Raw genomic sequence first — 16,471 nt, forward strand, 5'->3', positions numbered from 1 at the left:
TTTAGGTATATGTATGTCAGTGGATGATATCACGATGACTCCGGCTAATGGTGGTTGGAGTCCACTTTCTCATTCTCAGCAACGTCTATGGTTGTTCCATCAACTCATGCCAGAGAGTATTGCGTATAACTTAGGTGGTGTTGCATGGCTATCGGGTGAGGGAATCACTAAAGAAAAAGTCCTAGACGCACTTTCTAAGATATTAGAAATGCACCCAGTCTTGCGTATAAAGATCGAACAAAGGGACGGACAACCTCAGCAGTCTGCGCATTATGACCGAATCCCTGTGGCTTTTGTCGATTTGACCGATGAAGCCGATGCTACTGACATTGTAAAGCGAGAAGCCAAAGCTCAGGCTTACCAGTCGTATAACTTAGGAAATGAGCTACTGTGTAGATTCCACTTATACCAGTTAGCTGAAGATAGGTTTGCTCTAAGCATTGCTGCGCATCATTTGATTACGGATGCTTGGTCACTACAGTTGTTTGTAAGCTCTATTGTTCAATTTGTATCGGGAAAGTCACCCAAAAGCCCCAAAGGAATCAGTTACTTTGATTTTTCTAAAAGTCAAAATGACTTCGATCCTGTAAAAGAGAAGGCGGACTGGGAAGCTCTGAAGTTAATGGGTGAAGAGCCCTGCATTCTTCAAGGCAAGACGACTCAGGAGCAGAGCGCTTATACCGCCGGGCATATAGAAGAATCATTGGGTATTGATGAATCAATCTTGGTCGAAAAGGCTGCCAAACATTTTAGTGTGACTAAATTCGAGGTGTTGTCTTCTGCGTTGTTGCTGACTCTGTCTTCATATGCCAACAATTCTCAACCAACGATCACCGTGCCAGCATTGAATCGAGACTCTGCGAATAGGAGGAATATCGGTTTTTACGTTAATAATGCTGTCTTGGGTGTTCAGGCAAATCCAGAGTTGAACTTGAAAGAAGTTGTGCAGCAGGTGAAAAGCAATCTGCGCAACTCATTGAAGTTCTCTCATTTACCTATTGAGAAGCTTTTAGGCCAGACGCCGCTTCCTACTATTGCATTCAATTATCGTAGTCACGGGCATAAGCTCACTGTGAAAAGCATCGGCGAGCATGGCAACACAATTAAAGGTGTTTTTGAAGAATTCCCAGTGACCGAAACACCCTTTGAACTTGTCCTTGATGCTATTGCAGGAGAGCAGCTATCGCTGCGACTTGTTTATGCACAAGAGAAGTTCACTCAAGCTCAAATTGACAGCATTTTAAGCACATACAAAAACGTCCTGAACCAGATCTGCCAATCTCCTCAACAGTCTTTAGCACAGACTAACGCGCTTTCTAGCTCAGATGCAGTGGCCTTAGAAGCGCACTCAACGGTACAACAAACATGGAATCCAGTGACCTTTATGGCGCTGGTGGCTGAGCAAGCAAAACTGCGTCCTGAAAAAGTTGCCTTAAAACATGGCGATAACACGCTGACTTACGCTGAGTTAGATGCTCAATCGAATGTAATCGCACACTCATTGCGTCAAAGAGAAGTTCAATCAGAAGGTGTTGTCGGTGTGATGATGGAGCGTGGCACCGATATGCTAGTCGCCATGCTGGGCATCATGAAAGCAGGTTGCGCATTCCTACCGCTTGACCCGGATTATCCTGCTGAGCGCATCGGCTTTATGCTTGAAGACAGTGAAGCTCAGCAGTTACTGACTCAGCAGCACTTGATGGATAAGGCTCAAGATCTTTTCATCCATTTAGAGAGTTCCGAAGAGTGCATTGATATTGAATCGTTGTTGGCATCTGAGGTTCCGGCACTCAATGATTGTTCATATCAAGAGATCAACCTAGACCAGCTGGCGTATTTGATTTACACCTCTGGCTCAACAGGTAAGCCTAAAGGCGTGGCAGTCAGTCATCGCGGACTGACAATGCATGTCCAGACGATTGGCGAGCAGTATGGCATGACGCCAGAAGACACAGAGCTGCATTTTGCCTCTATCAGTTTTGATGGTGCTGTTGAGCGTTGGACTGTGCCACTGGCGTTTGGCTCAATGTTGATCATTCGAGACCAACAGTTGTGGACACCAGAAAAAACGACTCAAGTATTGGTAGACGAGAACGTAACCATCGCTTGTTTCCCGCCAAGTTATGCAGGCCCTTGGCTAGATTGGGTTGAACAAACTCAGCCAGATTTGGCTCTGCGCTCATTGACACTAGGTGGTGAGGCATTTACCCGAGAAACCTTTGAGCGAATTCAACGTGTGGTGAACCCACCTCGTATCGTCAATGGTTATGGCCCGACAGAAACGGTCGTTACTCCGATGATCTGGCGTGCTTATCCAGAAGATAAACTGGAAAGCTCGTACGCGCCGATTGGTCAGCCTGTGGGTGACCGTAAGTTGTACGTGCTGGATGAGAATCTTAAACAGGTACCATTTGGATCGGTTGGCGAACTGTACATTGGCATGGAGTCTGGCCTTGCTCGCGGTTACTTGAAACGATCTGACTTGACCGCTGAACGTTTTATTCCGGATCCATTTGCCGCTAATGGCGAACGTATGTATCGCACTGGTGATTTGGTTCGATTCAGACAAGATGGTGCTGTTGAATATCTTGGCCGTGCGGATCAACAGGTAAAAATTCGCGGCTTCCGTATTGAGTTAGGAGAGATTGAATCCCGCCTACAAACGCTTGCTAATGCTGAGTTTTGTGCGGTTGTCGCGCATGAGTCACCGACAGGAAAGCGCCTAGTCGGTTACGTTCAATTAGCTGAAGCAGAGCAAAAATCGGAATCTCAATGGCGTACAGAGCTAGCTTCCCAGTTGCCAGATTATATGGTGCCGTCACGTATCATCGTTAACCAGACACTTCCTTTGACACCCGCTGGTAAGGTGGATCGTAAGCAACTTGCCGTACCGGATTGGGATGAAGAACAGAAAGCGGGAGCGCCGCTGGAAGGGGATATCCAACATCAGCTGGCTGAAATATGGCGTGAGCTCCTTAAAGTAGAGTCTATTGGTTCTGACAGTCATTTCTTTGCACTTGGTGGAGACTCCATTAGCGCTTTGCAAATGGTAGGTAAGCTTCGTCAACGAGGTTTGATGCTGACACCAAAGCAAGTGTTTGACCATCCGGTACTTGGTGAAATGGCGTTATGTGTTCTCGATAGCCAAATCAAACCAGCTGAACAAGGTGAGCTGAGTGGCAAAGTAGCCTTGCTACCAATGCAGAAGCGATTCATCGAACGTGGCTATTCTAATAAAAACAAGCTAGATAAGAATGGCCAGTTAGAATTGTGCAACCAGTACGCAAAACTCAACTTGCCAACTCCGGTTAATGCAGACGCGATTGTCCGAGCACTCAAGCAAGTGGTGCAACATCACGACGGTTTGCGTCTTTCTTTCGAAGCTCCGAATACAACAACATCTAACGCAGCAGAGTATCTAGCTGAATATGTTCCTAGCGCAGATTTTGCCTTCAACCTTTATGCAGAGCAGATAGACACCGATGCTGTGCAGAGTGCGATTAATCCGTCTGTTGGTAAGCAATTGTCTGTCGGCTTGAACGTTGAGACGGGCGAAATGCTGGTTGCCGTTCACCATCTTGTCATTGATGCGCTTTCTTGGCCGGTGCTTATTCAAGATTTGCTGGGGAGTTACCAGCAAGAAATAGGTGTTGACTCTTATGCATTCGCTTCTAAAACGCACAATCAGGCTGACTGGTGTGAGGCATTAGAGAGTCTACCTGTCAGTCATAAACAGTCCGAATTTTGGAATGCTCAGCGAGCAGAACCTGCTTTTGCAGAAGGTTGTGCTAAGCCAGGCGAAAGCAAAGGAATTCATAAGTACAGCTACCACATAGCTAAGGATCTCGCTGAACCTTTATTTGCATCGACTCATGCCTTTGCCAGAATGAGCAAGGAGCAGACTTTGATGGCCTTGTCTGCGCTTGCAGTAAAACAAATAACCTCTGTAAGCGAGGTCGTCATTCATCGTGAAAGCCATGGTCGATTCAGTGAGTCGTTTGGGTTGGATCTTTCACGCAGTGTTAACTGGCATACTGCGCTGTTCCCGCAAAAAGTTTTGTTAAGTGACAGCATTAGTGAACTCTTAGCGAGTGTAAAAGATGGCTCTCATGCAATCACCGATGGTGGTTTGAGTTATTCCGCGGGTGTTGTTCAGCAGAAATGGCAGTATCAAGACCATGTTGATGTGCTATTTAACTTCCTAGGCCGAGCAACGCAGGCTGATGTGGAGGGGGCTGAACTGGGTGAGTTTGGCTTATGGCGACCAGAAGACGCCAAAGCGGATGCCGCAATTGTATTGAATATCAGTGAAACTGATGATGGCTTTGACGTCGAATTGGAGTTTTCACTTTCTGCTCTGCCGAAAGCTCAGTGTGATGTGTATGTTCATCACTTAGAAGCGGCAATCAAAGCAATGACAGAACATTGCAAGTCTAACCAAGCCGTTTTGACACAAGCGGATGCGCCAAATACTAATCTCAGTCTCGCGACGTTAAGCCATGTAAGTAGTAATGCTCATCAACTTCCGAATCAAATTCTACCGCTGTCAACGTTACAGCAAGGGTTGTATTTCCACGCGCAGTTATCGCAAGACACAAGTACCTACGTCAACCAAATTACCTTACCTATATCGGGTGCTGATGCTAGCCAGTTAGAAGAAGGGTGGAAGGCCTTGATGAAGCGTCATTCGATTCTACGTAGTACGCTGCATCAAGTAGAAGGTCAGGCGCACCTGTATGTTTGGGGTGACCTTCCTATCACGAGCAGAGTCTTTGATGGGCGAGAGGAAGTAGGCTTTGAACTAGAGTCGTATAAACGTTCGCTCATTGAACTAGGTTTCGCACTGGAACAAGATGCGAGCGCCCAGCAGCTAAAACCTTTGTGGCGAGTAGATCTTGTGACAACGGGCGACAATGAGATCGCTTGTATCTTCACCATCCACCACATTCTGATGGATGGTTGGAGCACCGGTGTTCTACTTAGCGAACTGTTTGCTCACTACCAAAATATGAGCCTGCCTGTTGTCAGCCATGATTTTGCTGATTATTTAGAATGGGTTGTACAGCAAGAACCAGAAAGTGCTCAAGAGTACTGGCGTGAGTATTTGAATGGTGTTGAAGCGCCAACAATGTTGGTTGAACAATACGGTTCGCACACAGATAAACTAGGGCATGTGCGCCACAACGTGGACTACAGTGCCGAGGTACTGAGTGGCTGGCAGTCTCAACTCAAGTCATCTGGCATCACTCTGAACACTCTAATTCAGGGCGCCTGGTTACTGACGCTTCAACGCTACACGGGTCAGTCTCAGCCTGTTTTCGGCAATACGGTTGCAGGTCGACCATCGTCACTAGCAAACAGTGAAGCCATGGTTGGGCTTTTCATTAATACCTTGCCTGTTACATCAATGGTGGACTGGAAGGCGAAAACCAATCAATGGCTTGCCGATATACAAGAGCAGGCGAGCGCACAGCGTGAATTCAGCCATGTCTCTTTGTCAGAGGTACAAGCACTTTCTTCGCTAGGAGATGCACCACTGGCTGGTGAGAATCTGTTTGATTCGTTGGTGGTGTTTGAAAACTACCCATTGGATGAGAGCCTGTTTAGTGAAACTGGCCTTAAAATTGGCGAGCCTGACAGTTATGAGTTTACGCATTACCCGCTAACGCTGGCGGTATTGCCAGGTGAATCATTACGCATTGTTTTTGCGTACGACTCAGCGAAATTCTCTCAGTCAGATATTGATGCGCTGTCAGCAACGACATCTCATTATCTTGAGCAGCTTGTCGACAAACTGACTCACAACTTGAGTGACATTGATGCATTGGACGCCGAGCAACAGTCTCGCTTGTCTGATCATGTAAAAGCGTCTGAACCTTGGACTTACAAACCCTTCACTGAACTGTTAAAAGAGCAGGTGCTTGCTCAACCAGATAGTGAAGCGCTTGTGGCGAATCCTCTTGGGGGAACGGCCTTATCAGCTAATGGCTCGGAACGGCTTGCTTTGTCATACCAACAGCTAGATGACTTCAGTGATGGTGTGGCCGCTGATCTAATCGCACGTGGAATTCAACGAGACCAACGGGTTGGTGTGATGTTTGCCCGTGGATCCGACATGCTGGTGGCAATGATCGGTGTGTTGAAAGCCGGAGCTGCATTCCTACCTTTAGATCCTTCATACCCTCAAGACCGACTGGCCTACATGGTTGAAGATAGCGATGCACAATGGCTGATTTCTGACGATAGTTCGCAACAGCTGGCACGTGAGATTTGTCAGCGAGATAGCATCATTGCGTATTCTGATATCGATCTTCAGCAGCCTCTTTTAAGTCGTCCTGAAATTTTTGAAGAGCAGCTGGCGTATGTGATCTATACCTCGGGCTCAACTGGTAAACCTAAAGGTGTGTGTGTTTCTCATTCTGGTCTGAGCATGCATGTTCAAACCATTGGCCAACGATATGGCATGACGCCACAAGACATCGAGCTGCACTTTGCTTCAATCAGTTTTGATGGTGCAGTAGAGAGATGGACTGTGCCCCTGGCCTTCGGTTCAAAACTTGTGATTCGAGACCAGCAGCTTTGGAGTGCACAAGAAACATGTGAAGTGCTGGATCGTGAAGCTGTGACCATCGCGTGTTTCCCGCCAAGCTATGTTGGACCACTGCTAGAGTGGATTGAGGTTGAACAGCCAACATTATCGGTACGCTCTTGGACTCTGGGTGGTGAAGCCTTTACACGAGAGACCTATTTCAAGCTTCAGCAGGTACTGAATCCGAAGCGTATTATCAATGGATACGGCCCGACGGAAACAGTCGTGACGCCAATGATCTGGCAGGCTTATCCTGAAACGCCGCTAGAAAGTGCTTACGCACCTATCGGTACTGCTGTCGGTGCACGTAGTCTGTATGTATTGGACAGCGACCTTCGTTCGGTTCCGTCTGGTGTCAGTGGTGAATTGTATATTGGTGAAGAAGTTGGCTTAGCTCGCGGTTATCTTGATCGTCCAGACTTAACAGCCGAGCGTTTTGTTCCAGACCCATTTGCGAATAATGGAGAGCGTATGTATCGCACTGGCGACTTAGTTCGCTGGCGCAAAGATGGCGTAATGGAGTATCTGGGTCGGACAGATGACCAAATAAAAATTCGAGGCTTCCGTGTTGAATTAGGTGAAATCGAATCACGATTACAGAGTATCAGTGGCAGTAAGCTGAGTGCTATCACCGCCTTTGAAGGTTCAGCTGGAAAGTACTTGGTCGGCTACGTAGAAGGTCAGACTGACCTAATAAACTGCGATGATATTCTCGCTCAAATGGCGAAAACACTGCCTGACTATATGGTGCCTTCACAGCTTGTGGTGATGGGGTCAATGCCGCTGACGCCAGCAAGTAAAGTCGACAAGAAAAAACTGCCGCAGCCTGATAATCATGTTCAGCACAAAGCCTATGAAGCGCCAACAGGTGAGATTGAGCAGCTTCTTGCTCAAGAATGGCAAGCCTTGTTTGGACTGGAGCAAGTCAGTCGTAATGATGATTTCTTCGCTCTGGGTGGTCAGTCATTGCTCGCTACCCAGCTCGTTGGACGCTTGCAACAAAAACACCAAATTCGTCTTTTACTCCAGAGTGTTTTTGATTCTCCAAGACTAGATGTGATGGCAACTCAGTGTACATCACTCAAAGAACCCGCAGTTACAATCAAGCCAGTGCCGCGCATGGAATACATGCCAGTGAGTGCTTCGCAGAAGCGTTTATGGTTTGTTCAACAACTGATGCCTGAAAGCTCTGCGTATCACATGCCGCTTGGCCTTAAGTTAAAAGGCGAAGTGAATAGAGAATGGTTAGAACATTCGTTGCGCACTGTGATTGGCCGCCATGAGGCTCTGCGTACCAGCTTCGTGCAGGTAGATGGTGAGCTGATGCAGTCTATCCATTCTGATGACGATGTAAGTCAATTCGCATTAGCAGAATACTCAGCTGATGAGTTCTCCGACCTAGAGGCTCAGCGCCTCAACTGGATCGGTGAAACCTTTGATTTGTCATCGCCTTCATTATTGAGAGCTTACTTAATCAAGCATTCAGAGCAGGAGTTTGAGTTACTTCTGGTTGTCCATCACATTGTCTCTGATGGTATTTCGATTCAAAACCTAATGCGAGAGCTGTCAGCTGTTTATTCGTCGGACGGTCATTCAGGGCAGTTTGAGCCAAACATTGAGACTGACGCGCTGGATTACGCCGATTACGCTAGCTGGCAGCAAGAGTGGTTAAAATCAGACAGCGCCAAAGAATCACTGTTATGGTGGAAAGCGGCGTTAGCAAAAGATATTGAGCCGCTTGTGCTCCATAGCGATGTCGCGAGAGATCAGCTAGAAACCACCGGTCAGCGTCATCACTTCACTCTGACCAAGCAGCAGGTCAACGAGATTGAGACTCTTGCTGAACAAAGCGCAACAACCCCATTTAACGTTATGTTAAGCCTGTGGCACTTATTACTTCACAAGTATTCTGGGCGTGATGAAATACGAGTCGGTATCCCGGTTGCGGGCCGAACACAGTTGGACACTCAGCAGATGCAAGGCTGCTTCATTAACAATTTGGTGATCCCTGCGCAGTTAGATGCGGCCATGAGCTATGAAAATCTGCTCCATGAGACAAAACGTTTTACTGAGCAGGCGTTGACCCATCAGGATGTGCCATTTGAAGTACTGGTAGAGTCACTTGGTGTGACGGGTAATTTGCAGCACCATCCGTTGTACCAGACGAGTTTCAACTTCCAACGTATTGAGCGCTCAATTCTCACTGAATGGGGAGGATTACAAGCAGAAGCGTTTGATCCGGGCGTGGTTGCGGCTCAGTTAGAATTAAGCTTAGATGTTCAGGCTTATGATGACGGCGAATGGAGTGGGTTTGTTAACTACGCTGCGCCTGTATTCGATAAAACGTTTGTCGAAGCGTTACTTGGTCACTGGCTCAAGCTGCTTGAACAAGTTGCATTGCATCCTAACGCGATGCTGTCTGAACTCAAGTTGGTTGATTCTGACGAGTTCGCACAAATTGAAGCATTCAACGCGACGAAGAAATCTTGGGGTGAAATGCTCCCTCCACCAGTCGCTGTTGAAGCTCAAGCAAAGCGCAAACCTGAGGCGATTGCTTTGTCCATGGGGTTGCAGTCGATGACTTACGCTGAATTCGACACCAAAGTGAATCAGTTGGCTCAGTGGCTCCGTCAACAAGGTGTGGGCGAAGAAACCAGAGTTGGCCTTGGTTTACCACGTTCGTTTGAACTAGTGATTGGCTTACATGCGATTACTCGTGCTGGTGGTGCTTATGTGCCATTGGACCCAAGTTATCCAGCAGAACGTTTGAATTACATTCTTGAGTCTGCGGATGTATCCATTTTACTGACCGATAGTGAGACCTTGCCACAATGGCCAGAAAATCCTCAATGTCAGTATGTGGCGGTAAATCAGGCTGAGATCTTACAGCAAATCAACGAGCAGAGCTCTGAGGCTCCAGTGGTAAATTGGCAGGCTGATCAGTCTCTGTATGTCATCTTTACCTCCGGTTCTACAGGACTACCAAAAGGCGTGGTAAACACCCAGTCGGCACTGCACAACCGCTTGGCTTGGATGCAAAACGAGTATCAGTTAGATGCCAGTGACTGTGTCCTTCAGAAAACACCGTTTAGCTTTGATGTCTCCGTGTGGGAGTTCTTCTGGCCACTTATGTATGGTGCAAGACTAGCGATTGCTGAGCCAGATCATCACCGACAACCTGAGCTATTGCATAACACCATTCGAGAGCAGGGCGTAACGACGATCCATTTCGTTCCCTCAATGCTTCATGCTTTTGAAAGTGAAACGGATATTGGAGAGTGCAGCAGTCTGCGCCGCATTATTTGCAGCGGTGAAGCCTTACCTGCTGAGTTGACAGAAAAAGTGTTGACGGGTGCGCCAGATTGTCAGCTACATAACCTTTATGGTCCGACTGAAGCGGCTATCGATGTGACTTACTGGCAATGTGAATTGCCTGTCGGTAAGCGCATCCCGATTGGTCATGCAATTAGCAACACTCAACTTCATGTATTGGATGATTGTTGGAACCCAGTCCCAGTCGGTGTGCCTGGTGAGCTATACCTTGCGGGTGATGGTCTCGCGCGTGAATACCTATCCAGACCGGACTTGACAGCCGATCGCTTTGTGCCAAATCCGTTTGCGTGCGAGCAAGATGGGAACATTGGTTCTCGTATGTACCGCACCGGTGACCAGGTGGTTCGCATGCCAGATGGCAGACTTGAATATCTGGGTCGATTGGATCATCAGGTAAAAATCCGTGGGCTTCGTATTGAGCTGGAAGAAATTGAGAATGTTCTTAACCAACACGATGACGTCGATGAGTCTGCTGTTATAGCTTACGAGCATCAAACAGGCACGCAGCTTGTCGCCTACGTGGTTTGTGGTGATTGGAGTTTGGAAAAAGAAGTGGCTGCTAAAGCGCACTTGAATGACCAACTTCCAGACTACATGGTTCCCGCGATCTACGTTGCACTGGATGAGATGCCTCTTTCACCAAATGGCAAGCGTGATCGCAAAGCGCTGCCTTCTCCAGAGTGGAGTCAGGTGGAATATCGCGCCCCAGAGAGTGAACTGGAAATTTGGTTTGCCAACACTTGGCAGCAAGTCCTTGGCTCAGAAAAAGTGGGCTTAGACGATAACTTCTTTGCGCTCGGAGGTCATTCTCTGTTAGCCACACGTATCGTCGCTCAAGCACAAAAAGAGCTCGATTTAGCGATCTCATTAAAAGACTTCTTTGCCGCTGGGACGCTACAGGCGTTAACGGATGCACTTCAATCTCAGTATCAGGCAAACAATGAACAAGAACAGGATGAACTCGACGCCATGGCAGCACTAATGGACGAGTTGGAATTGTTATGACCCAAGAATCAAACTTAAAAGCACAACAAAAACCAAAAATAGACAAATTTGCATTAGCAAAACGTTTTCTAAACCTTGGTGAGCAAGAGCAGGCGAAATTTATCGCTTTGCTTGACGCCAAAGGAATGAGTTTCGAAAAGTTACCGATTGTCCCAGCAGAGGAGGTGCGTGATGTGCCTCTTTCTCCGGCGCAGAAAAGACTTTGGGACATTTATCAGCTTGATGCTGGTAATAGTGCTTACCATATCAGTGGTGGTTTTGAGCTAATTGGTGAGCTCTCTACCGATAAAATGGAACTGGCGCTTGCTGGTGTCATGAGTAAACACCACGCCCTAAGAACGCGCTTTGTTGTTTCGGACCAAGGTGAGCCGAAGCAACATGTTGACCAGCACTGTATTGCTCACGTTGAGCTTAAAGATGCTAGGCATTTAGCGGAAAGTCAGTTGAGCGAATGGACTGCGGAATTTATTGCCAAGCCATTTGATTTACTTCATGAAATGCCAGTTCGAATGGCGTGCATTCGCGCATCTGAAGATAAAACTCATGTGATCATTGTGATGCATCATATTGTGTCTGACGGCTGGTCTATTGGATTGTTTATGCAGGACTTGGTCACCGCCTATCAGGGTGAGTCTCTAGAGCCATTGAGCATTCAGTACAGTGACTTTTCTGTCTGGCAGGATGCACTGCTAAAAGTGGGTAAAGGGGATAAGGATCTTCAATTCTGGCAGCAAGAGTTAGGTGAGAAGCAGCCGCAAAAACTGTTTGAGTGGACGGGCGATATTGAACCTAATCAGCGTCGAGAAGCACAGCAGGTAAGCCTAAAGTTTGGTGGTAATGTTTCTGAACGCATTGCACGCCTTGCAAGGCAAAATAACGTCACCACTTCGAGCTTCTGGCTAGCCATTTGGCAGGCTGCGCTGTTCAAGTTGACAGGACGTAACGATATCAATATTGGTATGCCAATGGCTAACCGCGCCCGACCAGAAGTATCTGACGTTATTGGCTTTTTCGTAAACACTAATGTGGTTTCGCAAGACATACAACCTGAGCATAGCTTTGGTCAAACAATGACTAGATCTCACAGCAAAGTGCTGGAGATTCAGGAACACCAGCTATTGCCGTTTGATCGTGTGGTTTCTTCATTGTTGAGGGAAAGGTTGGTTGGCGAAACGCCTTACTTTCAAGTGTTGTTTAACCATCAGGTAAATCAAACCGAGTCGGTTGAATTTGCTCCGGGTGTGGCGGCAAAGCCGCTGGTGCTTAAAGGTAACTATGCTCTGTTTGATGTTGCCTTGGATGTGTTGGAATCTTCGAGCGGTACTTTGGTTACGCTGACCTATGCCAAAGACCGTATCGACCCCGAGATAATGGTCTCGCTTACTAGCACTCTGAACCTGTTGGTCTCACAAGCAGAGGAAAACCTAAATACACCATTGGCTGCGCTTAACTCACTGGATGAGGCTCAACTCGCCAGATTATCCGAACTGTCGCAGCCAGAAGGTGGGTGGCGTTATCAACCCGTGACTGAACTGTTCGACCTTCAGGGTATTAAGCAACCGTCAGCCACTGCATTAAAACACGGCCAGCAAAGTGTCACGTTTAAACAGCTGGAAGAAAAATCGAACCAGTTGGCGAACCAGTTAGTAGAGCTGGGTGTCGTTCGCGATCAAGCTGTGGGCGTTCTTTTTGAGCGCGGCAAGGATATGATCATAGCGATGATCGCCATTATGAAGGCTGGTGGTGCGTTTCTACCGCTTGACCCTGATTATCCGACCGACCGATTGGCTTACATGATCGAGGATTCTGCTGCGAGCTTGGTCATCAGCGAGCAATCATTGCGCTCACGTTGGGAAGAGATTAATTCACACGTCCTTTCACATTCAGATCAGGCGGCTTCAGTTTCACCGCTTTATCTGGATACGTTAGATTGGCAAGGCCTATCAAAAGCCAAGCCAGAAGTAGAACTCTTGCCAGAGCAGTTGGCTTACATCATCTACACATCAGGGTCGACGGGTAAGCCTAAAGGCGTCGCGATCGCCCACGATGGCCTGAGTATGCATGTGCAAACGATTGGTGCTCAGTATGGGATGACGCAAGATGACGTTGAGCTTCACTTTGCTTCAATCAGTTTTGATGGGGCGGTAGAGCGCTGGACAGTGCCATTGGCGTTTGGTTCTCGCTTGGTGATTCGCGATCAGCAACTTTGGAGTGCGGAGCAGACCTGTGATGTGCTCAAGGAGGAAGGGATTACGATAGCCTGTTTCCCTCCAAGCTATGTCGGTCCTTTATTGGACTGGATTGAGACGACTCAGCCTCAGTTGAATGTACGTTCTTGGACTTTGGGTGGTGAAGCCTTTACCCGTGAAACCTATGACCGCCTGCAATCTGTTGTAAATCCGCCACGTATTATCAATGGCTATGGGCCAACAGAAACCGTGGTAACACCAATGATCTGGCGTGCTTACCCACGTGATAAGCTGACCAGCGCCTATGCACCTATCGGTCAACCTGTTGGGGCTCGTAGGCTTTATGTGTTAGATGGCTTGCTTAACCAAGTTGCCCAAGGCGCAGTCGGGGAGTTGTACATTGGTGAAGAAGTTGGCCTCGCACGCGGGTATCTGGGCAAGCCAGATATGACCTCAGAACGTTTTATGCCGGATCCATTTACCAATAATGGCGATCGCATGTATCGCACCGGTGACTTAGTTCGTTGGCGGGAAGACGGTGTCATGGAATATTTTGGCCGTGTTGACCAACAGATAAAAATCCGTGGATTCAGAATCGAGCTGGGTGAGATCGAATCAAGGCTTCAGCAAATATCCGGTGTCGAGACTTGCGTGGTTGCGGCGCATCGTCATGGCTCTATGACCCACCTTGTGGGTTACCTGCACGGCGCTGAAGCAAATAAGATTGATAGCGTTTCGATATTGTCTGAGCTTGCTGAGTATCTGCCTGAGTATATGGTACCAGCGCATCTCGTAGTACTAGATGATTTGCCGTTAACTCCAGCAGGTAAGGTAGATAGAAAAGTGCTACCGGAACCAGAGTTCAAATCTGAGCTTTCGCAAGGTTTGCCACCGCAAGGTGAGAAAGAAACTCTCCTTGCTGAGATTTGGCAAGAGCTAATGGGTATTAATTCTGTTAGCCGAGAAGATAGCTTCTTTGCGTTAGGGGGAGACTCTATATTGAGCCTTCAGCTTGTGAGTAAACTAAAACTTGCAGGTCTCAACGTATCTCCAAAGCAAGTATTCCAAGCGCCAGTACTGAGCGAGTTAGCACAAGTACTCGAAGCAGCGGCTGAGCAAGAGCAAAGAGAGTTACCAAAAGAACCATTTGGTCTGATGCCAATTCAGGCTCATTTTATGGCGCAAAACTTTGCTCAGCCAAACCATTGGAACCAGCATGTGTGTGTTGAATTGAAGCAAGATATGGATATTCAGGCACTGGATACTGCGCTTAAAGGGTTAGTGGAGCACCATCCCGCGTTGAGGTTGTCGTTTTCTCAAAATGAGGGTAAATGGCAGCAGCAATACGTCGAGAATGTTTCCCATGATCTTGTTTGGAAAACTCAGCTAGATAGCTTAGAAGCATTCGAAGTGTTTGCTCACGAGTTGCAAACAAGCCTTGATATTGGAGAAGGTCGACTGATTCAGGCAGGCTACGCTCAAATCGAGGGACAGAAATCTCGCTTGGTGATCGTAATTCATCACTTGGCTGTAGATGGCGTCTCATGGCGAGTCCTGATGGATGACTTATGGCGGGCATATCAGCAAACGCTTTCTAGTGACGAAAAGTCAACGAAAACAGTTGAGCTACCGCCTGTTTACAGCTCTTTGGATATGGCAGTGAATAGCCTCAACAAATGGGCAGCAACAGAACAAGGCAAAGCTAGGAAAGCAGTGTGGGATAAACAGGCTTTCCATGCGGAAAATACACACACTAAAGCAACCTATGGCAACAAACATTCACTAAAGGTTGAGCTAAGCCGAGAGGTAACGTCAGCTTTACTGACATCTGAAAACATCACTGTTGAGCTTGTTTCTGCTTTGACTGTAATTATGGGAAACAGCGAAGATGGTCAAAGCGTGTATCTAGAGAGTCATGGTCGTGATGAGTCCGTCTTTGAAGGTTTAGATCTTAGCCGCATGGTGGGCTGGATGACGAGCCTATATCCGATGACTTTGAATGCCTCAGATTCTAGAGACGATATCGCCGATCGTATGGCGCTATTGAGCCAAGACTCAGGCATTGGCTATGGACTGCGTTACTTAGACGGTGAGCCTCAAGAACAAAGTGCGGCGCTAACCTTCAATTACCTAGGGCAGTATCAAGGCAATAGTTTTGCGCATTGGTGTCAACCGGTGTCGTCAAATTCGCATGATCAAGCAGATGGTAACACTATGTTGACGCCTTTGGTCATCAATGCTCAAGTTGTGGATGGTGTATTAAGCGCAGATTTTGAATATGCAACGAGTTATTATTCTCAATCAGATATCGAGGCCAAAGCGACTACATGGAAAGAAAAGCTTGAATTGGTACACTCGGCATCTAAATCTCAAAAAGGCGAGGCGATAGCAGCCAAAGCTGACCTCAAATTGATCGAAAAGCTTAATACCGATGTTGATGGGATTTCACCTGTATTCTGTATTCATCCAGTGACGGGCCGAACAGTTGGTTATCTAAAATTAGCTCAGGCATTGGCGGGCAAACGCACCGTTTATGGTATTCAGTCTCAAAGCTTCGTCTATCCAAATCGCTTTGACATTTCGTTTAGCGCAATGGCTGATACTTATTGCGCGACTATTCGTGAAATACAGCCATCAGGGCCTTACACATTGATTGGTTGGTCGCTCGGCGGCGCGCTTTGTCAAGAAGTCGCAGCTCGTCTCGAAGCAGCAGGTGAAAGTGTTGCTTTCCTAGGCCTATTGGATTGCTATGTACCGGGCACTGAAATTGCTGAAGACCAATGGGAATCACCGACAGCAAAAGCCAAGCTGATTGAGCATCTAGAATTGCTCTTGGGTAAGTTATCGGAAGTGCAAAAGCAAAGCTGTCTTGCAGGGTTTGACCAATCATCACCGGATAAATGGCCAAACGTGTTCTCATCTTGGTTGGTGTCTCAAAACTTCGATCACTATCTGTCTGAAACTGCACAGCAAATGCTGTACAGCTGGGCGGTAGAGCAGCACATGAGAGCGCTGTGTAACGACTATAAATTGCCGAAGACCCTCACTAAACCAACCGCATACTGGGCCGGTCAGCCAGAAGGGCGAAATAAACTACTGTGCGATGAGATATCTAAAGTTAACGCCCTCTCAACTAGTGAGGTGTTTGATACTGACCACTTAGGAATTGTTAAGGATGAAATGGTCGTTAACAAACTTAGGCACTTATTAATAAACAATACATTATAGATCCATGACAACTAATTTATAGATTCCATTTTTATATAAAACTCGTTACACTCCATTATGATTTGAATACAAATGATAATAATTATCATAAGACATACGAAATATATCGGTTCAGCCGAATGTTAAG

2 protein-coding genes are annotated in these 16,471 nt (G+C 47.2%); both read left to right on the top strand.

All coding sequences use genetic code 11. The features are described from left to right. The first annotated feature begins 13 nt into the window (after positions 1 to 13). The gene (locus APB76_RS08130; RefSeq protein ID WP_054962195.1) at positions 14 to 10,927 is read left to right on the top strand and encodes a non-ribosomal peptide synthetase; all 10,914 of its coding nucleotides are present in this window, start codon (positions 14 to 16) and stop codon (positions 10,925 to 10,927) included. Next, positions 10,924 to 16,344 (top strand): non-ribosomal peptide synthetase, encoded by a 5,421-nt coding sequence (locus tag APB76_RS08135; RefSeq protein WP_054962196.1) that lies wholly within the window; start codon positions 10,924 to 10,926, stop codon positions 16,342 to 16,344. Before APB76_RS08130 ends, APB76_RS08135 begins: the two co-directional genes overlap by 4 nt. Positions 16,345 to 16,471: the final 127 nt, after the last annotated feature.

This window comes from Vibrio bivalvicida (assembly GCF_001399455.2).
Classification (GTDB): domain Bacteria; phylum Pseudomonadota; class Gammaproteobacteria; order Enterobacterales; family Vibrionaceae; genus Vibrio; species Vibrio bivalvicida.

Coding starts and splice junctions, on each gene's coding strand:
- APB76_RS08130 (WP_054962195.1), top strand. CDS start 14: ATGTCAGTGGATGATATCACGATGACTCCGGCTAATGGTGGTTGGAGT.
- APB76_RS08135 (WP_054962196.1), top strand. CDS start 10,924: ATGACCCAAGAATCAAACTTAAAAGCACAACAAAAACCAAAAATAGAC.